This is a genomic window from Streptomyces sp. NPDC044002 (assembly GCF_056434525.1).
The window spans coordinates 142,741-162,724 of the sequence record NZ_JBWKEZ010000005.1; the positions used below are offsets into that span (position 1 = coordinate 142,741).

Consider the following 19,984-nt stretch of genomic DNA (forward strand, 5'->3'; position numbering starts at 1 on the left):
GCCCCACAGCCGGCCGGGTCGGGACCACAGCCGGGCCGGGGAATGACCGCGCCCGCCGCGCGTTGAGACGGGTGTGATCCGAAAAGTCTCCATCCTCGACCGGTCCCGCACCCGCGAGGGGCGCCCCGCCCCCGAGGCGCTGCGCGACACCGTGGAGCTGGCCCGCGCGGCGGACCGGCTGGGCTACCACCGCTTCTGGGTGTCGGAGCACCACAGCGTGCCCGGCGTCGCCGGCTCCGCGCCCACCGTGCTCGCCGCCGCCGTCGCCGCCGCCACCCGGCGGATCCGGGTCGGGACCGGCGGGGTGATGCTGCCCAACCACCAGCCCCTCGTCGTCGCCGAGCAGTTCGGCGTCCTGGAGGCCCTGTTCCCCGGCCGGATCGACATGGGCCTGGGCCGCTCCGTCGGCTTCACCGGCGGCATCCGCCGCGCCCTGGGCCGGGACACCGCCGACGCCGACCGCTTCGAGGAGCAGCTGGCCGAGCTCCTCGGGTGGATCGACGGAACCCAGCAGGCCCACCCCGAGGTGCACGCCCGGCCCGCCGAGGGGCTGCGGATCCCGCCCTTCGTGCTGGCCACCGGCGAGGGCGCGGGGATCGCCGCCCGGGCCGGGCTCCCGGTGGTGGTCGGCGACCTGCGGGGCCGCGCCAGGGTCGCGGAGGCGGTGCGCCGGTACCGGGAGGAGTTCCGGCCGTCACCGTGGGCGGCGGAGCCGTACGTGGTGGTCGCCGGGACGGTCGCGGTCGCCGCCACCGAGGAGGCCGCCCGGCGCATGCTGCTCCCCGAGGCCTGGGCCCTCGCCCGCTCCCGGACCCGGGGCAGCTTCCCGCCCCTGCGCCCGGCGGAGGAGGTCGCGGCGCTGGAGATGACCCCGAAGGAGCGGGAGCTGTACGAGGGCGGCCTCGCCGGGCACATCGCCGGCACGGAGGAGCAGGTGGCCGCCGCCCTGGCCGGGGTCGCCGAGGCCACCGGGGCGGACGAGCTGCTGGTCACCACCTCCACGTACGACCGCACGGCCCTGCTGGACTCCTTCACCCGGCTGGCCCGGATCACCGGGCCGGGCCGGACCTGACCCGGGGGACCCGGGGCTCTAAACTGGGGCGAATGCACCACTCCCCCGCCGCCCCGGCCGCGCCCGGCACCCCCGCCGGACCCGGCACCCCGGCCGACCCCGGCAACCCCGCCGAGCCCGGCCGGCCGGACGCCCCCGATCCCTGCGTACGGGTCCGCGGTGCCCGGGAGCACAACCTGCGCGGGGTGGACGTGGACATCCCGCGCGACACCCTGACCGTCTTCACCGGGGTCTCCGGCTCCGGCAAGAGCAGCCTGGCCTTCGGCACCCTCTACGCCGAGGCGCAGCGCCGGTACTTCGAGTCGGTGGCCCCCTACGCGCGGCGGCTGATCCACCAGATCGGCGCCCCGAAGGTGGACTCGGTGACCGGGCTGCCGCCCGCGGTCTCCCTGGAGCAGCGCCGTTCCGCCCCGGGGTCGCGGTCCTCGGTGGGGACGGTCACGCTGCTCTCCAACTCCCTGCGGATGCTGTTCTCGCGGGCCGGCACCTACCCGCCGGGCGCCGAGCGGCTCGACTCGGACGCCTTCTCCCCCAACACGGCCGCGGGCGCCTGCCCTTCCTGCCACGGGCTGGGCCGGATCCACCGCACCAGCGAGGAACTCCTCGTACCCGATCCGGACCTGTCGATCCGTCAGGGCGCCATCGCCGCCTGGCCCGGCGCCTGGCAGGGCAAGAACCTGCGCGACATCCTCGACGTGCTCGGCCACGACGTGGACCGGCCCTGGCGGGAGCTGCCGGCCGCGGACCGCGAGTGGATCCTGTTCACCGAGGAGCAGCCCGTGGTCACCGTGCACCCGGTGCGCGAGGCCGACCGGATCCAACGGCCCTACCAGGGCACGTACATGAGCGCCCACCGCTATGTGATGCGGACGTTCTCCGACACCAGGAGCGCCACGCTGAGGGCGCGCGCGGAGAAGTTCCTCACCGACGCCCCGTGCCCGGTGTGCGAGGGGCGCCGGCTGCGGCCGGAGGCGCTGGCCGTGACCTTCGCGGGCCGCACGATCGCGGAGCTGGCGGCGCTGCCGCTGGCCGACCTGGACGGCGTACTGGCCGCCGCGCCACTGGCGGACGAGGCGGCGCGGGTGCTGGCCGGGGACCTGCGGGCGCGGATCGGGCCGGTGGCGGAGCTCGGGCTCGGCTACCTGAGCCTGGACCGGACCGCGCCGAGCCTGTCGGCGGGCGAGCTCCAGCGGCTGCGCCTGGCCACCCAGCTGCGGTCGGGGCTGTTCGGGGTGGTGTACGTACTGGACGAGCCGTCGGCGGGGCTGCACCCTGCGGACACCGAGGCGCTGCTCGGCGTACTGGAGCGGCTGAAGCGGGCTGGGAACACCGTCTTCGTCGTGGAGCACCACCTGGACGTGGTGCGCCGCGCCGACTGGGTGGTGGACGTGGGGCCGCTGGCCGGCGAGCACGGCGGGCGGGTGCTGTACAGCGGGCCCCCGGCGGAGCTGGCCGCCGTCTCGGAGTCGGCGACGGCACGGCACCTGTTCGCGCCGCCGCAGTCCGGCCGCGGGAGGACCCCGCGCGCGGCCACCGGCGGGATCCGGCTGTCGGGCGTGGAGCGGCACAACCTGCGGGGCGTGGACGTGGAGTTCCCGCTCGGGGTGTTCACGGCGGTGACGGGGGTGTCCGGTTCGGGGAAGTCCACGCTGGTGGGGCAGGCGCTGGCGGGTGAGGTTTCCGGGCGGCTGGCCGAACCGGGCTTTCCGGTACGGCGGTTGGTGGAGGTGGACCAGAAGCCGATCGGGCGGACCCCGCGTTCGAACCTGGCGACGTACACGGGCCTGTTCGACGTGGTCCGCAAGCTGTTCACGGCGGCGCCCGAGGCGCGGGCGCGCGGCTGGAAGGCGGGCCGGTTCTCCTTCAACGTGCCGGGCGGGCGCTGCGAGACCTGCCAGGGCGAGGGCTTCGTCTCGGTGGAGCTGCTGTTCCTGCCCAGTACGTACGCCCCGTGCCCGGGTTGCGGGGGCGCCCGGTACAACGCCGAGACGCTTCAGGTGCGTTACGCGGGGCTGACCATCGCGGAGGTGCTGGGCCTGACCGTGGAGGCGGCGGCCGGCTTCTTCGCGGAGGTCCCGGCGGCGGCGCGCAGCCTGCGGGCGCTGGAGGAGATCGGGCTGGGCTACCTGCGGCTGGGGCAGCCTGCGACGGAGCTGTCGGGCGGCGAGGCGCAGCGCATCAAGCTGGCGACGGAGCTCCAGCGGCTGCGCCGCGACCACACCCTGTACCTGCTGGACGAGCCGACGACGGGGCTGCACCCGGCCGATGTGCGGGTGCTGCTGCGGCAGTTGCACGGGCTGGTGGACGCGGGGCACTCGGTGGTGGTCGTGGAGCACGACATGGAGGTGGTGGCGGGCGCCGACTGGGTCGTGGACCTGGGTCCGGGCGGCGGGGCGGAGGGCGGCCGGATCACGGCCGCTGGCCCGCCGTCGGCGGTGGCGGCCTCCCCGGATTCCCGCACGGCCCCCTACCTGGCGCGGGCGCTGGGGCTGTAGCCCCCGGCGGGCGGCTCAGGCGTCGCCGGGCAGCAGTTCCTGCGGGAGTTCGCGGAATGCCCACTCGCCGCGCGTACGGGTGAGCGTCCAGACGAGGTCGTAGCGGTCGGGCCAGGCGGCGGGGACGCCGATGACGCGGTGGGCGCCGAGGGCGTGGACCAGGCGGGGGATCCCGGCGGCCTCCCAGCACACGAGTACGGGCGTCCGGGCCTCCAGTACGGCCCGGGCCAGGCCGGCTTCGGCTCCGAGCGCGAACTGCGTGCGTACGGGGACCCGCAGGGCGGCGGCCAGGGGCGCCAGGGTCTGCCTGGACCGGGCGGGGGCGGTGCGCGGCCCGCCGGTCGCGAACAGCGCGGCGGGCCGGGGCAGCCGGGCACTGTGGGCCGGTCCGAAGAGCCGGGCCAGCTCTTCCGCGCGGCGGCGGCCCCGGCCGGCCAGGAAGCCGGGGTCCTCGTTGCCCTCGTCGTCCTCGCCGGTGGCTCCGGCGGCGGGCTTCTCCGCGTGCCGGATCACCATGACGAGGGCGTCCTTGTCGGCGGGCCGGCCGGGGGCGGGGCCGGGCGGCCTCCTGCGGGTCGCGGTGTCCTCGGCCGTGCAGCCGGCCGCGGCCAGGCAGGCGAGGGCGGCGGCCAGCGCGGTGCGGCGGCACGGTCCGGACCCGGCGGGGGCTTGGGGCATGGGGTCCACTGAACCCCACGCACCGGACCGGGCCGGGGCACGGCGCGGCGTACGGCCCGTACGAGCGCCCGGTCGGCGGATCGGGTCAGCCGATCGGCCCAGGCAGGGGGCCGGGGGCGGCCCGTACGGGGGTGCGGGGGACGGCACCCGGGCGGGGCGCCTCGGTGGTCAGGCCTTGCGCAGGGCCCGCAGCCACTCCTTGTTCATCGCGGCGATCGACGGCAGCGGGATCCCCTTGGGGCAGGCGGTCGCGCACTCGCCGGTCAGGGTGCAGCCGCCGAAGCCCTCTTCGTCCATCCGCGCCACCATGTCCAGCACCCGCGTCTCGCGCTCGGGCGAGCCCTGCGGGAGCACGTTCAGGTGGTTGATCTTGGCGGAGGTGAACAGCATCGCGGAGCCGTTGGGGCAGGCCGCGACGCAGGCGCCGCAGCCGATGCACTCGGCGTGTTCGAAGGCGGAGTCGGCGGCCGGCTTGGGCACGGCGGTGGCGTGCGCCTCGGGGGCGGATCCGGTCGGGGCGGTGATGTAGCCGCCGGCCTGGATGATGCGGTCGAAGGCGCTGCGGTCCACTACGAGGTCCTTGACCACGGGGAAGGCCGAGGCCCGCCACGGTTCGACGTCGATGGTGTCGCCGTCCGCGAAGGAGCGCATGTGGAGCTGGCAGGTGGTGGTGCGTTCGGGGCCGTGGGCGTCGCCGTTGATGACGAGGCTGCACGCGCCGCAGATGCCCTCGCGGCAGTCGTGGTCGAAGGCGACCGGGTCCTCGCCGCGCAGGATGAGGTCCTCGTTGAGGGTGTCGAGCATCTCCAGGAAGGACATGTCCTTCGATATGCCGTCGACCTCGTAGGAGGCCATGGCGCCGGGGGCGTCGGGGTTCTGCTGGCGCCAGACGCGCAGGGTGAGCTTCATGCGTAGCTCCGCTGGGTGGGGTGGACGTACTCGAAGACGAGGTCTTCCTTGTGCAGGACGGGGGCGGCACCGGTGCCCTGGTACTCCCAGGCGGCGGCGTAGCCGAACTCCTCGTCGCGGCGGGCGGCTTCGCCGTCCGGGGTCTGGGACTCCTCGCGGAAGTGGCCTCCGCAGGACTCGGCGCGGTGGAGGGCGTCGAGGCACATCAGCTCGGCGAGTTCCAGGTAGTCGACGATGCGGTTGGCCTTCTCCAGCGACTGGTTGAACTCTTCGCCGCTGCCGGGGACCTTGATCCGCCGCCAGAACTCCTCGCGGATCTCGGGGATCCGGGCGAGGGCCTTGCGCAGGCCCTCCTCGGTGCGGGACATGCCGCAGTACTCCCACATGAGTTCGCCGATCTCACGGTGGAAGGAGTCGGGGGTGCGGTCGCCGTCGACGGCGAGGAGCTTGGCGAGGCAGTCGCGGGTCTCGCGGACCGCGGCGGCGGCCTCCGGGTGGCTGTCGTCGACGGGTTCCGGGTGCGGGTGGCGGGCGAGGTAGTCGTTGATGGTGGAGGGGAGGACGAAGTAGCCGTCGCCGAGGCCCTGCATCAGGGCGGAGGCGCCGAGGCGGTTGGCACCGTGGTCGGAGAAGTTGGCCTCGCCGATCGCGAACAGGCCGGGGACGGTGGTCTGGAGGTCGTAGTCGACCCACAGTCCGCCCATCGTGTAGTGGACGGCCGGGTAGATCCGCATCGGGACCTCGTACGGGTCCTCGGCGGTGATCCGCTCGTACATCTCGAAGAGGTTTCCGTACTTCTCGGCGACCTTGTCGCGGCCCATGCGGCGGATGGCGTCGGCGAAGTCGAGGTAGACGCCCTGGCCGCCGGGGCCGACGCCGCGCCCCTCGTCGCAGACGTTCTTCGCGGCGCGGGAGGCGATGTCGCGGGGGACGAGGTTGCCGAAGGAGGGGTAGATCCGCTCCAGGTAGTAGTCCCGCTCGTCCTCGGGGATCTCGGCGGCGGGGCGGGTGTCGCCCTTGGCCTTGGGGACCCAGATGCGGCCGTCGTTGCGCAGGGACTCGCTCATCAGGGTCAGCTTGGACTGGTGGTCGCCGGTGCGCGGGATGCAGGTGGGGTGGATCTGGGTGAAGCAGGGGTTGGCGAAGTACGCGCCGCGCCGGTGCGCCCGCCACACGGCGGTCGCGTTGGAGTTCATGGCGTTGGTGGAGAGGTAGAAGACGTTGCCGTAGCCGCCGCTGGCCAGGACCACGGCGTCGGCGTAGTACGTGTCGATGCTGCCGGTGATCAGGTCGCGGGCGACGATGCCGCGGGCCACCCCGTCGACGGTGATCAGGTCGAGCATCTCGGTGCGGGCGTGCAGCTCGACGTTGCCGGCGGCGATCTGCCGGGACAGCGCCTGGTAGGCGCCGAGCAGCAGCTGCTGGCCGGTCTGGCCGCGGGCGTAGAAGGTGCGGGAGACCTGGACGCCGCCGAAGGAGCGGGTGTCGAGGAGGCCGCCGTACTCGCGGGCGAAGGGGACGCCCTGGGCCACGCACTGGTCGATGATCTCCACGGAGATCTGGGCGAGGCGGTGGACGTTGGACTCCCGGGCGCGGAAGTCGCCGCCCTTGACGGTGTCGTAGAAGAGCCGGTGTACGGAGTCCCCGTCGTTGCGGTAGTTCTTGGCGGCGTTGATGCCGCCCTGGGCGGCGATGGAGTGGGCGCGGCGCGGGGAGTCGCTGAAGCAGAACTGGACCACGTGGTAGCCCTGCTCGGCGAGGGTCGCGCCGGCGGCACCGCCCGCCAGGCCGGTGCCGACGACGATCACGGTGTGCTTGCGGCGGTTGGCCGGGTTGACCAGCTTGGCCTCGAAGCGGCGGCGGTCCCAGCGTTCGGCGATCGGGCCCTCGGGGGCCTTGGTGTCGCGGACGGGCTCGCCGGTGGTGTAGGTGGTGTAGGTGGTGTACTCGGTGCTCATGGTCAGCTCACCACTCCGGTCATGACGGCGACGGGGACGGACACGAAGCCCGCGAAGAGGACGAGGGCCAGGGCGTTGGCCAGGGACTTCAGGGTCCGGTCGCGCCGGGCGTTGCCCGCGCCGAGGGTCTGGGCGGCGCTCCAGAAGCCGTGGCGGACGTGCAGGCCGAGGGCGGCCATGGCCACGATGTAGACCGTGTTCCCGTACCAGGTGGAGAAGGTCGCCAGGACGTTCTCGTAGGGGTGGCCGGCCCAGGCGCGCTCGTTGACGGTGAGGGTGGTCAGGTCGAGGAGGTGCCAGACGATGAAGAGGCCGAGGATGACGCCGCCCCAGCGCATGGTGCGGGTGGCGTAGCCGGCGCGGCGGCGCTTGCGGGCGTACTTGACCGGGCGGGCCCTGATGTCGCGGCGGCTGAGCTGGTAGGCGCAGACGGCGTGGGCGACGACGGCGGCGACGAGGACGACGCGGACGATCCACAGGGCCCACTCGTGGTGCAGGAAGGGGGCGCCGAGGGTGCGCAGCCAGTGGGCGTAGCCGTTGAACTCGTCCGCCCCGAAGAAGATCTTCAGGTTTCCGAGCATGTGCACGACGAGGTAGCCGAGCATCACCAGGCCTGATGCGGCCATCACGGACTTCTTGCCGACGGTGGAGTCCCAGAGCGTGCGCGTGGTGGACGGCCGTCGATCCGTCCGCGTTGCCAGAGCCATGCCGTCGACGGTAAGGACCAAGGTCCCGAGAGGTCCAAGACATGGTGGAGCTGATCGCGATAGGCAGAACCTATGGAGGGCGCTAGCGTGGGGGCATGCAGTTCCAGCAGCTGGTCTATTTCGTGGCCGTCGCCGAGACCCGTCACTTCACGCGCGCCGCGGAGCGGGAGCACGTGGCGCAGCCTTCGCTGTCCCAGCAGATCAAGGCGCTCGAACGGGAGCTGGGCGCCGAACTGTTCAGCCGGGCGCGGGGGAACATCGCACTGACGGACGCGGGTGAGGCGCTGCTGCCGCTGGCGCGGCGGATCCTCGCGGACGCGGACACGGCGCGGCTGGAGGTGCAGGAGCTGGCGCAGCTGCGGCGCGGCCGGGTGCGGCTGGGGGCGACCCCGAGCGTGTGCACCGGCCTGCTGCCGGGGGTGCTGCGCGCCTTCCACACGGCACACCCGGGCATCGAGCTGCTGATCGAGGAGAGCGGCTCGCTGGACCTCGTACGGGAACTCGCGCGCGGGGTGCTGGACCTGGCCCTGATCGCGCTGCCGCTGCCGCCGTCCGCGCCCGCGCTGACCACGGTGGAGCTGCTGACGGAGGACCTGGTGGTGGTCTCGTCCGCGGACCTCCCGCCCCCGGCGGGCGGCGGGGAGCCGGCCATCGCCGACCTGCGCGAGGAGCCGATGGTGATGTTCCGCCACGGCTACGACCTGCGGGACCTGACGGTGGCGGCGTGCCGGGCGGCCGGGTTCGAGCCGGTGTTCACGGTGGAGGGCGGGGAGATGGACGCCGTACTGGGCTTCGTCCGGGCCGGGCTGGGCATCGCGGTGGTCCCGGCCATGGTGGTCGAGCACGCCGGCCCGGGCCTGCGCGCCACCCGCCTCGCGGGCTCCCCGCTGCGCCGCACCATCGCCCTGGCCCACCGCACGGACGTGGCACCCCCACGGGCGGCGCGCGAGCTGAAGCGCATGCTGGTCGGCGACTGATCCGGACCTCGGCCCTGCCTGCCGCTCCGGCCAGACCCGGAGGTCGGGCCGGCCGACCGGACCCGGGGGCCCGGCCCGTCGCCCTGCTCTTGCATGATGGCCGGCATGAACACGGAAACCGCCGACCCCGCCGAGCTCGCCGCCCTCCGGGAGATCTTCGCCACCCGCCCCGGGGCCGTGCCGCCGGCCGGCTGGGAGGCGGTGCGCTCCTTCGAGGCGGAACACGGCGTCGTGCTCCCGGAGCCCTACCGCACGTTCGTGGCGGAGATCTGCGACGGCCTGCGCGCCGGACCGCCCTACTACGGCCTGCTGCCGCTCGCCCAGACGCCCCCGGACTGGGGCACCGACCGCCCCGAACGCCTGCTCGCCGAGCCCTTCCCGCTCACGGCGGCCTGGCTGTGGGAGGCGGAGGACGACGAGGCCGAACTGTCGGAGGGGGAGTTCGAGGCCCTGACGGACCCGGTGTTCGACCACGGCTCGCTGCTGCTGGGCACCGACGGCTGCGGCATGTACTGGCACCTGATCGTCACCGGCCCCCAGCGCGGCCACGTCTGGCAGATCGCGGGCGAGGGCGCCATGCCCTTCGGCCCCGACTCCCCCGACGCCGTGATGCCGGGCACCCCCGGCTTCACGGGCTGGGCGTCCCACTGGGCGGCGGGCCGCTCCTGGTTCCCGGACGCCTAGGCAGTCCCTTCCGGATCTTGCCGGTCAAGCCCGCACCTCCCCCAGCGGTGGCCGGGGGAGCCAGATCCGGAAGAGACGGCCCGGTGCTGCGACAGCGGGGTCCTAGACTCCCCCGAGGTGATCAGCTTGACCCGACAGGGAGGAAACAACTCATGGCATTCCGCGCGTGGTTCCCGACCTCCTACAACCGTCGGGACCAGCTGGAGATGACCGTCATCACGGCCCGGCCGGACTCGGTCGAGGTCATCCCCGGATCCATCGGCTCGTACCTCTTCACCTCTGAGGAACTCGACGTGCCGGCGTGGACGAGCTGGCTGGACGACTTCTGCCGCCCGCGCTGGTCCGCGTAGGACCGGTTCAGGGTGCCGGACGCGGCGGGGTGCCGGACGCGGCGCGCCTGCGCAGGCGGCGCTTGTCCGGCTTGCCGCGGCCGGTCAGCGGGATCTCCCGTTCCCAGAACACGGCTGTCGGGCGGTGGGCCGGGGCCAGTTCCCGCTCCACCAGGTCACAGGCGTCGGAGGCCGCGGCGCGGCTCGGCTCGCAGCCGGGGGCCGGTACGAGGAAGGCGCAGACCTCCTCGCCGGTGAGCGCGCTGGGGCGGCCGACGACCACCGCCTGGGCCACGGCGGGGTGCCGTGCGAGTGACGCCTCGACCGGCAGGCAGTAGATGTTGGCGCCGTTGACGATCACGATGTCCTTGACCCGGTCGTCGAGGTAGAGGTACCCGCCGTCACCGACGTGCCCGACGTCCCCGGTGCGCAGCCATCCTCCGCGCAGCACTTCGGCCGTCAGGGCGGGCTGGTTCCAGTAGCCGGACATGACCGTCTCCGAGCGGACCCACACCTCGCCCGCGCGGCCGGCGGGCAGTACGGCGCCGCTGTCGTCCCGCACCTGGATCTCCACCCCGGCCGCGGGACGGCCCGCCGATGCCAGCAGCTCGGGGCGGCCGGCCACGGCGGCGTCGTGGTCGTCGGGGGTGAGCCGGCAGATCACGGCGGCCTCGTTCATCCCGTAGCCCTGCCGCCAGCGCACGCCCCACCGGGTCACGGCCTCGCCCAGACGCTCGGGGAGGACGGGCGAGGCGCCGTACGAGACGGCCTCCAGGCCCGGGATCCCCTCAGCGGTCGCCGGGTCGTCCAGCAGCCGGTAGAGCATCGGGGGCGTCAGGTACGTGGACACCCGGCCCAGGCGCCGGCAGGCGGCGGCGAACTCCCGCGGCGCGAAGGGGTCGAGGATCTCCACCCTGCCGCCGGCCCGCAGCTGTTCCAGGCACCGGCCGCCGGAACGCTGGGCCAGGGTGGTGACCGAGAGGTACGCCGATTCCGTCCAGCGGGCTCCGCGCCCGGTGTCGCGCGCCGCCAGGGCTCCGAAGGTCGAGGCCACCCCCTTGGGCCGTCCCGTGGTCCCGCCGGTGTACATGACGCGGGCGACGTCCTGCTCCCGTGCCCGCACCGGTACTTCCGCGGGCTCGCGTTCGGCCGCCGCCGCGAGCAGCGCGGCCAGGCCGAGCCGGGGCGCACCGGTCTCCGGCACCGGAACGTCGTGCACCACCAGGCCGGGGCGGCAGTCCCGCAGGATGAACTCCACGCCGTGGACGGCCGGTCCGCCCACGACCTGGGTCAGCCGCGCGCCCAGCACGTGCGCGGCGAGCCGCACCAGCAGGGCTTCCGGCGGGTTGCCGCCCGTCACGCAGGCCAGCCCCGTGCCCCGCCGGACGCCGGCGTCGTCCAGCGCCCCGGCCAGCCGGTACACGGCGTCCAGCACCTCACGGAACCGCAGGACCCCGGCGCCGGGGCCGGCGCCGAGCGCCGGCCGTTCGCCGTGCTGCTCCAACGCCCCGACCAGTTCGGTGACATACCTGGCGATCATGCGCTCACCCGCCTCCGCGACCCGGCTTCCCGGCCGTCACTTCCGCCGGTGTCAGGAGGGTATGAGCGGCCCGAGGGTCCGGTCGAGTCCGTCGGCCAGCATGGCGAAGGCCCCGTCGGCTTCGGCGACGGCGGCGGGGTAGGCCGCGTCGGCGCTCTGGCCGGCGGAGATCCGGCGCCAGTTCTCCCGGCCCAGCTCGTGGCGGACGGTCACCAGGTGCAGCGCCGCCAGCCGCGCGGTGAACGGGGGGACTCCCTCCGCCTCCAGGGCGGCCGCGAGCACTTCCACCTCGCCGGCCGTGTAGTGGGCGATCCGCGTCTGCAGGCTCGCGGTGGAGTACAGCAGTTCCTGGAAGGCGAGCACGTCCGGATGGTCGCAGAGACCGGTGATGGGGTCCCGCTCGGCGAGCGCCGCCAGGAAGTGCTCGTGGACCGCCCGCACCGGGGTCAGGCCCCCGGGCCGGTCGCGCACGATCCGGGCCGCCTCGTCCTGATGGTCGGCGAACCGGTCGAGGACCAGGTCCTCCTTGCTCGGGAAGTAGCGGAACAGGGTGGGCTTGGACACCTCGGCCGCGGCGGCGACGTCGGCCACCGACACGGCGTCGAAGCCGCGTTCGAGGAAGAGTTCGAGCGCGGTGGCGGCCAGCTGCTGCCGCGTACGCGCCTTCTTGCTCTCGCGCAGTCCCGTGCGCGAACCCGTGGTGTTCTCCATGCCCCCACCGTACCACGAAAACAATGACCAGGTTAATTTCGTTACCGGGTTGCTTTTTTGCCCGGGTCGCGCTTTCCTTGGGTCATCGAGCGATTCGGCACCGACGAGAGGACACTCCGATGAGCGACGTACTGATCGTGGGCTCCGGGCCCACCGGACTCACGCTGGCCTGCGACCTCGCCCGCCGGGGCATCCCGGTCCGCGTCCTCGACCAGCGGCCCGGTCCGCACCGCGAGTCCCGCGGCAAGAGCCTCAACCGGGACGGCCTCGACGCGATGGCGGACCTCGGCGTGCTCGGCCGGATCTCCGAGGTGGGCCGGGAGCTGGTGCTGCGCAAGTACTTCGACGGCGCGCACGTCAACGACACGCGCCTGACGGACATCCTGTTCATGGGGCAGTGGCAGATCGAGGACGTCCTGCGCGAACACCTCGCCTCCCTCGGCGTCCGGGTGGAGCACGGTGCCCGGGTCACCGGGATCGAGCAGGACCCGCAGGGGGTGACCGCGCGGCTGGCGGACGGCGGCGCGGTCCGCGCCGGGTACCTCGCCGGGTGCGACGGCGGCCGGAGCACGACCCGCAGGCTCCTCGGGATCGCCTTCGAGGGGACCACGGAGGAGAGCGAGACGATGGTGCTGGGCGACGTGACGGCCCCGGACCTGAGCCGGGACGTCTGGCACCAGTGGTTCACCTCGGACGGCGGGGCCATGATGCTCTGTCCGATACCGGGGACGCCGGTGTTCCAGCTCCAGGCCTCACCCGAGCCGGGCGCCGACGGCGAACCGGTGCCGCCCTCGCTGGAGGGCTTCCAGCGGCTCTTCGACCGGCACGCCCGGATGGAGGGGATACGGCTCGCCGGGGCGGCCTGGCTCTCCACCTGGCGGGTCAACGTCCGCATGGCCGCCCGGATGCGCGAGGGCCGGGCCTTCCTCGCCGGGGACGCGGCCCATGTCCACTCGGTGGCCGGCGGGCTCGGGATGAACACCGGCATCCAGGACGCTATGGCCCTCGGCCGGACGCTGGGCGCGGCCCTGACCGGGAAGGCCGGGGCGCAGGTGCTCGACGGGTACGAGGCCGAGCGGCTGCCGGCGGCCGCGCGGGTGCTGGCCGACACCTCCGAGCGGCACCGGCGGGTCCTGGCCGCGGTGCGCGAGCCCGGCCGGGGGACGGAGGCCGGCCTGGGCTGACCACTCCGGGACCCGGCCGGGGGCGGCTCAGGGGGTGGGCACCGCGTCCGAGAGGGAGAGGGCGTGGATCCGGTCCGGGGCGCCGGGCCGGGCGTAGTACCAGCCCTGGGCGGTGTCACAGCCGAGGGCGCGGAGCTGGGCCGCCTGGGCGCCGGTCTCCACCCCCTCCACGGTCACCGCCAGTTCCAGGCTGTGGGCCAGGGAGACGATGCCCTCCACGATCTTGACGTCGACGGGGTCGGCCGGCTGCTGCTGCATCCCCTGGGTGAAGGAGCGGTCCAGCTTCAGGACGCTGACCGGGAGGCGGCGCAGGTTGGCCAGGTTCGAGTAGCCGGTGCCGAAGTCGTCGAGGGCGATGTCCACGCCGAGCGCGGCGAGCCGGCGCAGCGGTTCGAGGAGCTCGTCGTCGGCCCCGATCAGCGCCGACTCGGTGACCTCCAGGCACAGGGCGCCCGGGGCGAGCCCGGAGGCCTCCAGCACCCGGACGGTGTCGGCGACCAGGCCGGGGTGGTGGAGCTGGGTCGGCGAGAGGTTGACGTTGACGCGCAGGGCGGCCCCACCGTGCTGGCGCTGCCAGTTGCGGGCCTGGCGGACGGACTCCTCGAGCACCCACCGCCCGAGCGGCACGATCAGCCCGGTCCGCTCGGCGAGCGGGATGAAACGGTCCGGTCCGAGCACCCCGTACTGGGGGTGCGACCAGCGCACCAGCGCCTCCGCACCGTGCACGCTGCCGTCGTGCATGTGCACCAGGGGCTGGTACTCGATGAAGAACTCGCCACGCTCCAGCGCCGCCGGCAGGGCGTTGGTCAGGCCGTGGCGGGTGATCGCGCGGGCGTCGGCCTCCGCATCGGCGAACTCGAAGCGGTTGCCGCCGGCCGCTTTGGCCCGGTACATGGTGATGTCGGCGCTGCGCAGCACCTCCGCCGGGGTGCGCTCCCCCGCGCGGCCCTCGACGATGCCGATGCTGCCGCGCACCGACAGCTCCCGGCCCTCCAGCCGGATCGGGGTGGAGAGCGCGGACAGGATGCGCACCGCGAGGTCGGTCACCTTCTCGCCGGGTTCCTCGCCGGTGTCGGCGGCGGGGCCGGTGGTGAGGGCGACGAACTCGTCGCCGCCGAGGCGGGCCACGACCTCGCCGGGGCCGGTGGCGCAGCTCTGCAGCCGGTCGGCCACCTCGACGAGGAGCCGGTCCCCCGCCGAGTGGCCGAGGCTGTCGTTGACCGTCTTGAAGCCGTCCAGGTCGAGGTAGCACAGGCCGAAGCGGCTGCCGGGGGCGCCGCCCAGGGCCTTCTCCAGCCGCTCGAAGAACAGCGTGCGGTTGGGCAGCCCGGTCAGCGCGTCGTGGGTGGCCTCGTAGCGCAGCCGGAGGTTGAGCAGCCGGCGTTCGGTGGTGTCCTCCATCAGGGCCAGCTGGTACTGGGGCACTCCGTCGGCGTCGCGCAGCAGGGACACCGTCAGGTTGGTCCACAGCACGGTGCCGTCGTGGCGGTAGTAGGGCTTCTCGACGCGGTAGTGCTCGCGTTCCCCGCGCACGAGCTCCCCGTACATGCGCCAGACGTGCGGGGTGTCGTCGGGGTGGCCCCATTCGCTGACGTTGCGGCTGCGGACGTGGCCTTCCAGGCCGCCGAACATCTTCAGCAGGGTGTCGTTGACCTCGAGGACGTTGCCGTCGAGGTCGGCGATGCCGATGCCGACGGCCGCGCCCTCGAAGACCGCCCGGAAGCGCTCCTCGCTGGCGTGCAGGGCCTGCTGGGCGTCGGTGCGGGCGGTCAGCGCGGAGCGGGCGATGGCCTCCTGCTCGCGCAGGGTGCGCTCGCGCAGCGCGCGGGCGAAGCCGGCGGCTATGCCGTGCTGGAGCCGGGCGCAGCGGGAGCGGTACTCCTCCGTGCCCTCGGTCCCGGCGCCGTCGGGCCCGCAGTAGAGCACGAGGTAGGACTCGACCACCCCGAGCGTGCCTGCGAGCGCCTCGGGGTCGGTGCAGTGCACGGCGACGAGCTCGGCGCCGACACCCTGGGCGACGCCTGCGTCGAAGGGGCGGGCGTGCAGGGCCTCGGTCAGGGTCCGGGTGAGGGGGACGAGGTGCTGTTCGAACTCGGGGCGGGTCAGGGAGGTCGCCGTGACGGGGAAGATCGCCCGGCCCCAGATGGTGGCGAAGCGGGCGATCCGGTCCTCCAGCCCGCTGCGCAGTTCACGCACCGGCGCCCGGCCCTGGTGCGGGCCGGGCTGCCGGCCGGGGTCCGCCGTGGCCTGCGGGGGCACCTGCCGTCCGGCGGCCTGCGCCCCGCCGGCGGCGGAGCCGGCACCAGGAGCGGCGGTCCCGGGAGCGGCGGTCCCGGGAGTGGCGGTCCCGGGCGCGGAGGCGGGCTTCGCGGAGGCGGGGCCGGCCGGGCGCGGGCCGGCGGGCGGCGGCGTCGGGGCGGGGAGTCTCACGCCTTGCGTCCCACGCCGCCGTAGCCCGAGAAGGCGTACGGGTCCTCGGGCTGCTCGCCCTCCGCGAGGGGCCCGGTGTTCTCGGGGCGCCAGTCGGGCATGGACACCAGGCCTGGCTCCAGCAGCTCGAACCCGTCGAAGAAGCCGGTGATCTGCTCGTGGCTGCGCATGACGAGCGGGTTGCGGATGTCGCGGTAGACGCCTACGGCACCGCCCGCGACCTCTTCGCTCAGCGGGATGCCCTCGTAGGAGGCGTGGGTGAGGACCAGCAGGCTGCCCGGGGCCAGCGCGTCGCGCAGCTCGGCGACGGCCTCGTACGGCCGGTCGGTGTCCTCCAGGAAGTGCAGTACGGCGACGAGGAGCAGCGCGACGGGCCGTTCCAGGTCCAGCAGCCGGCCGACCTCGGCGGAGCCGAGGATGTCCTTCGGCTTGCGCAGGTCGGCGGGGACGACGCCGGTGCGGTCGTCCCCGGCCAGGACGGCGCGGCTGTGGGCAACGGCCACCGGGTCGTGGTCCACGTAGACGACGCGGGCCTCGGGGCTGGCGGCCCGGGCGATCTCGTGGACGTTGCCGAAGGTCGGGATGCCGGAGCCGATGTCGAGGAACTGGGTGACACCCTCGGCCACGGCGTGCCGGACGGCGCGGCGCATGAAGGCCCGGTTGGCCTGCATGATCTTGGGCAGGCCCGGCATGAACTCCATGGCGCGGCGGGCGGCCTGGCGGTCGACCTCGAAATTGTGGGAGCCGCCCAGGTAGTAATCGTAGATGCGGGACACACTGGGCACCGATATGTCGATGCCTGGCGGGGCCCAGGCGGGGCGTTCCATCGGGGTCTCCAAGCCTCGTCGTGCCGTGGTTCGGGCGGGTTCCGTCCCGGGCGGGACGGTGGTCGGACTGCTGTCCGAGCCGAATGTACTGATCATTTCCCAACAGGGCGAGCAAAAGCGGAAATTGGCGGTCCGTTCTTGGTCACACACCAAAGGCACGTGCGGACCCCGCCACCTGCGAAGAAGAAACCGACAAATACGATGTGAGATTTCGACCGCGCGCCCTTGGAAGCCGTCCGGGGCTGGCTCAAACATCTACGCTCCACACTCCACCCGATCAGGCGAACCGGAACCGGGCCTCGCGTGCGCGGGCGCGCGCGGGCCCATGCTCCCGGGGTGAACAGAGCCTTAGCCAGACGTCTGCTGGCGGTCCCGGTCCTGCTGTGGGCATCGCTTTCCGCCACGCCGGCCGTGGCCGATAGCTGCGCCTACGCGGCGGTCGGCTCCGCCGGCGGCGAGACCGTCGTCGAGCTGTACGCGTACGCCGGCAGCGGCGGCAGCGGGGCCGGCCGGGGTGGCGGACATCACGGCGGCCACGGCAACGGACACACCTGCGGCCACCGCGGCAAGGGCCACGCGCACGACTGCCCGCCGCCTCCACCGCCGTGCCCGCCCAAGCCGACCCCCAAGCCGCCGCCCCCGCCGCCACCCCCTCCGCCGCCGAAGCCGCCGCCCAAGCCCACCCCGCCACCGCCGCCGAAGCCGGCCCCCGAGCCGCCCCGGCCGGCCCCGGCCCCGCCGCCACCGCCCGAACCGGCGCCGAAGCCGCCACCGCCGCCCGCGCCGCCCCGGGTGTTCAAGGCGCCCGCGCCGCCCCCGCCCGCGCCCGCGCCGCCGCCCCCGCCGGCGCCGGCCCCCGCGCCCAAGCCCAAGCCCGTCGCCCGCCCCAGCTACCACACCCCCGCCCGCAAGCCGGTGGAGCACCACATCTCACCGGTCACCTTCACCCTCATGACCGCCGCCCCCGCCGTGCTCGCGATCGTCGCGCTGCGCCCGCGCTAGGCCGCACCCACCGCTCATCGATTGGGAGTCATCTTGTCGGAATGGCTCGTCCTGTCCCTCGCGATGGCCGCGGCCTGTGCCGTGGTGCTGTCCATCGCCTTCTTCAACCACCGCAGGATCGGCGAGGACGACGATCCGAACGAGACCCCGGACGTCATCGAGTACATGACGATGATGATCGGGGTGATCTACGCGATCGTCCTGGGCCTGGCGATCGCGGGCGTCTGGGAGGGCCGCGGGGCCGCCCAGGAGTACGTGCGCCAGGAGGCGCAGGCCCTGCACGAGATCAGCGTCCGCTCCCAGGTCTACCCGGCCGAGGTGCGCGGGAGGATCCGCGCCGACGTCGACGCGTACGTGACCTACGTGGTCGACACGGAGTGGCGGAGGATGGCCGACGGCGAGGACGTCACCGAACGCAGCGGGGAGCTGCTGGAGAAGATCCGCCGCGACGTCACCGACTACGAGCCGCAGACCGACCACGAGGGACAGGCCTATCAGCCGCTGGTCGACCAGGTCGCGATCGTGGACGACGCCCGCAACGCGCGCGGCCAGAGCGCCGGGGCCACCATGCCCGGCGTGGTGTGGTTCGGGCTGATCGCCGGGGCCCTGGTCACGGTGGGCCTGATCTTCACCCTGCAGATCCGCCGCTCCTTCCGCGAGATGCTGCTGGCCGGCCTGTTCAGCGCGCTGATCGCCTTCCTGCTCTTCCTCATCTGGGACTTCGACTCGCCCTTCGGGCGCGGCATCTCCGCCACCGCGGAGCCGTTCCTCGCCCAGTTCCCGCACCTGGGCCTCAAGAGCTGAACGGGCGCCCGCTCCCGGGAAACCGGGAGCGGGCCCCCCGTCGCCGGTTCGGCCTACGGCCGTGCCCCATTCGCCCGCTCCTGATCGCGGGTCACCGGACCGGCGCCTAGCGTGGCGGACAACGAGGCGCACGACCCCCACCTGCGCAAACGCTGCGCGAGTGCGTCCCGGGATCCGGAGGACCGACCATGGGTGCGATACGCGGCTCCGCCACCGCCCTGCTCAGCGCCGGCGCCCTCATCGCGCTCGGCGCGTTCTGCGCGCCCGCCGCCGTGGCGCCCGGGACCGCACCCGCGGCGCCGGCGCCCCAGGCCGCGCCCGTGACCTCCTTCGCCTTCGCCCTCATCCCGTCCACGGTCGCCCCGGGCGGTCAGGTGATCCTGTCGGTCAGCGACTGCGACGCCGCGTACGCCACCGCCTCCTCCGGCGTCTTCGACACCGTGAGCATCCCGCGCGGCCAGACCGTCCGGGTGACGGTGGACAGGGACGCCCGGCGCGGAGCCCTGTACTCCGTCACCTTCACCTGCAACGGGGAGAACGGCTCCGCCGACCTCACCATCGCCGGCGCCACGTCGACGCCCAGCACCAGCTCCACCGCCGGCGTCCGCCGCACCCCCTCCGCGGAGCCCACCATCGGCGTCCGGCCGCGAGCCACCGCCCCCACGACCGCCCCCACGGCCGCTCCCACCGCCGTGCGCACCGCCCCGGCCGCCCGGATCACGCCCACCGCGCGCGCCTCGGCCCCGGTCGCGGCCCAGCGCAGCACCCCGGCCGCCCTCGGCGTGCGCGGCGGTCTCGGCGGCAGCGTGGCCGGGATGGACCCCGTGGAACTCGGGGTGGGTGCCGCCCTCTTCGCCGCCGCCGCGGGCGGTACCGCGTACGCCGTGCGCCGGCGCCGCCCGTCGCGCGGCCACTGACCCCGCACCCCGCCCGTGCCACCGGCCGGTCGCCCCGGGTCGAGGACCCGGGGCGTACCGTGGCCGCGGCCGGCCGGCGGGCGCGTCAGCCGCGGGAGCCGGCGGGACGGCGGCGGCGGATCACGTGCGCGCCCGCACCGAGCGCGGCCGCGCCGACGAGGCCCGCGCCGATGGCCGTCTCGGCGGTGGACGGGCCGAAGGAGCCGCCGAGGCCGCCCTGCGCTCCGTTGCCCGGCAGGATCGTGAACCGGTGCGTGGCGACGAGGCTGTTGTCGTGGCACTTGACGGACAGCGTGTGGTTGCCCGGCGAGGCGTGGTTGAAGATCCGGACCGTCGCGAAGCCGATGGAGCCGGCCGAAAGGTTGGTCTGCGGAAAGTTGCCGTTCGACCAGACCGTGCCGCCGTGGCCGCAGCCGGAGGCGCTGACCTGCATCGAGGCGCCCTGGTGCACGGAGTACGGGTTGACGGTGACGTTGCTGGGCCCGTTGCCGCCGCCCTGCGGCGAGTTCGCGGCGGCGAACGGGGCACTGAGACCGATCGCGGCGCAGGCGGCCGCCGTCACGGTGAGAGCGCGCAGAACACGCATGGTGGAACCTCCAGCGGGAAGCGCCCCGGAGCGGTGGCCCGGGCAGATCGACGAGAACGCCTCCCATCACGAACCCTCGGGCCACCGTGCAACCAGCGCATTTCCGCCTTTGGGCCGCCCGGTTGAGCGACACGCCGAAGCGCGCACCGATCATCTGACGGATCCGCAGGTCAT

Annotated in this window: 18 protein-coding genes; 9 read left to right on the forward strand and 9 right to left on the reverse strand. The window is 74.2% G+C overall.

The window, feature by feature from the left end:
• The first annotated feature begins 73 nt into the window (after positions 1-73).
• Positions 74-1,072 (forward strand): MsnO8 family LLM class oxidoreductase, encoded by a 999-nt coding sequence (locus AC07A6_RS05655; RefSeq protein WP_386271984.1) that lies wholly within the window; start codon positions 74-76, stop codon positions 1,070-1,072.
• Between the two features lie 32 nt (positions 1,073-1,104).
• Entirely contained in the window at positions 1,105-3,567 is a 2,463-nt protein-coding gene (locus AC07A6_RS05660) for an excinuclease ABC subunit UvrA (protein ID WP_478776212.1), read from the forward strand.
• Between the two features lie 15 nt (positions 3,568-3,582).
• Here the strand turns inward: AC07A6_RS05660 and AC07A6_RS05665 are convergent, their stop codons facing one another.
• The 4 genes from AC07A6_RS05665 to AC07A6_RS05680 all read right to left on the reverse strand — a co-directional run bounded on the left by AC07A6_RS05665 (position 3,583) and on the right by AC07A6_RS05680 (position 7,819).
• A complete protein-coding gene (locus AC07A6_RS05665; protein WP_362464947.1) occupies positions 3,583-4,245 on the reverse strand; it encodes a hypothetical protein in 663 nt (220 codons plus the stop codon).
• 168 nt (positions 4,246-4,413) lie between these two features.
• On the reverse strand, positions 4,414-5,154 hold the full coding sequence (locus AC07A6_RS05670; RefSeq protein ID WP_478776213.1) for a succinate dehydrogenase/fumarate reductase iron-sulfur subunit: 741 nt from the start codon (positions 5,152-5,154) through the stop codon (positions 4,414-4,416).
• Entirely contained in the window at positions 5,151-7,112 is a 1,962-nt protein-coding gene (locus tag AC07A6_RS05675) for a fumarate reductase/succinate dehydrogenase flavoprotein subunit (protein ID WP_478776214.1), read from the reverse strand. The genes AC07A6_RS05670 and AC07A6_RS05675 overlap by 4 nt, the downstream gene beginning before the upstream one ends.
• 2 nt (positions 7,113-7,114) lie before the next feature.
• Positions 7,115-7,819: a succinate dehydrogenase gene (locus tag AC07A6_RS05680; RefSeq protein ID WP_478776215.1), complete on the reverse strand. Its 705-nt coding sequence runs from the start codon at positions 7,817-7,819 to the stop codon at positions 7,115-7,117.
• Between the two features lie 95 nt (positions 7,820-7,914).
• Between AC07A6_RS05680 and AC07A6_RS05685 the strand changes: the two genes are divergently transcribed.
• From AC07A6_RS05685 to AC07A6_RS05695, 3 genes are all read left to right on the forward strand, one after another.
• Positions 7,915-8,796, forward strand: coding sequence for a LysR family transcriptional regulator (locus AC07A6_RS05685; protein WP_478776216.1), 882 nt, complete (start codon positions 7,915-7,917; stop codon positions 8,794-8,796).
• A gap of 93 nt (positions 8,797-8,889) precedes the next feature.
• A complete protein-coding gene (locus AC07A6_RS05690; RefSeq protein ID WP_478776217.1) occupies positions 8,890-9,480 on the forward strand; it encodes an SMI1/KNR4 family protein in 591 nt (196 codons plus the stop codon).
• Between the two features lie 152 nt (positions 9,481-9,632).
• The gene (locus tag AC07A6_RS05695) at positions 9,633-9,830 is read left to right on the forward strand and encodes a hypothetical protein (protein WP_478776218.1); all 198 of its coding nucleotides are present in this window, start codon (positions 9,633-9,635) and stop codon (positions 9,828-9,830) included.
• 7 nt (positions 9,831-9,837) lie between these two features.
• Here the strand turns inward: AC07A6_RS05695 and AC07A6_RS05700 are convergent, their stop codons facing one another.
• Positions 9,838-11,349 carry a class I adenylate-forming enzyme family protein gene (locus AC07A6_RS05700; RefSeq protein ID WP_478776219.1) on the reverse strand — a complete coding sequence of 504 codons (1,512 nt, stop codon included), beginning with the start codon at positions 11,347-11,349 and terminating at the stop codon, positions 9,838-9,840.
• A gap of 51 nt (positions 11,350-11,400) precedes the next feature.
• Positions 11,401-12,060 carry a TetR/AcrR family transcriptional regulator gene (locus AC07A6_RS05705; protein ID WP_478776220.1) on the reverse strand — a complete coding sequence of 220 codons (660 nt, stop codon included), beginning with the start codon at positions 12,058-12,060 and terminating at the stop codon, positions 11,401-11,403.
• Positions 12,061-12,179: 119 nt separating this feature from the next.
• On the opposite strand from AC07A6_RS05705, the gene AC07A6_RS05710 reads away from it, so the two are divergent.
• The gene (locus AC07A6_RS05710; RefSeq protein ID WP_362464967.1) at positions 12,180-13,244 is read left to right on the forward strand and encodes an FAD-dependent monooxygenase; all 1,065 of its coding nucleotides are present in this window, start codon (positions 12,180-12,182) and stop codon (positions 13,242-13,244) included.
• A 27-nt stretch (positions 13,245-13,271) separates the two neighbouring features.
• On the opposite strand, the gene AC07A6_RS05715 is transcribed toward AC07A6_RS05710, so the two are convergent.
• Both AC07A6_RS05715 and AC07A6_RS05720 read right to left on the reverse strand, forming a co-directional pair.
• Entirely contained in the window at positions 13,272-15,440 is a 2,169-nt protein-coding gene (locus AC07A6_RS05715; protein WP_478776275.1) for a putative bifunctional diguanylate cyclase/phosphodiesterase, read from the reverse strand.
• A 230-nt stretch (positions 15,441-15,670) separates the two neighbouring features.
• A complete protein-coding gene (locus AC07A6_RS05720) occupies positions 15,671-16,501 on the reverse strand; it encodes an SAM-dependent methyltransferase (RefSeq protein ID WP_362464970.1) in 831 nt (276 codons plus the stop codon).
• A 336-nt stretch (positions 16,502-16,837) separates the two neighbouring features.
• On the opposite strand from AC07A6_RS05720, the gene AC07A6_RS05725 reads away from it, so the two are divergent.
• From AC07A6_RS05725 to AC07A6_RS05735, 3 genes are all read left to right on the forward strand, one after another.
• Positions 16,838-17,503 (forward strand): hypothetical protein, encoded by a 666-nt coding sequence (locus tag AC07A6_RS05725; RefSeq protein ID WP_478776221.1) that lies wholly within the window; start codon positions 16,838-16,840, stop codon positions 17,501-17,503.
• Between the two features lie 33 nt (positions 17,504-17,536).
• Positions 17,537-18,307 (forward strand): bestrophin-like domain, encoded by a 771-nt coding sequence (locus tag AC07A6_RS05730; RefSeq protein WP_362464977.1) that lies wholly within the window; start codon positions 17,537-17,539, stop codon positions 18,305-18,307.
• A gap of 188 nt (positions 18,308-18,495) precedes the next feature.
• On the forward strand, positions 18,496-19,224 hold the full coding sequence (locus AC07A6_RS05735; protein WP_362464980.1) for a hypothetical protein: 729 nt from the start codon (positions 18,496-18,498) through the stop codon (positions 19,222-19,224).
• A gap of 85 nt (positions 19,225-19,309) precedes the next feature.
• Here AC07A6_RS05735 and AC07A6_RS05740 read toward each other — a convergent pair whose 3' ends face one another.
• Complete coding sequence (locus AC07A6_RS05740; RefSeq protein WP_386274173.1) at positions 19,310-19,810, reverse strand: hypothetical protein; 501 nt, start codon at positions 19,808-19,810, stop codon at positions 19,310-19,312.
• Positions 19,811-19,984: the final 174 nt, after the last annotated feature.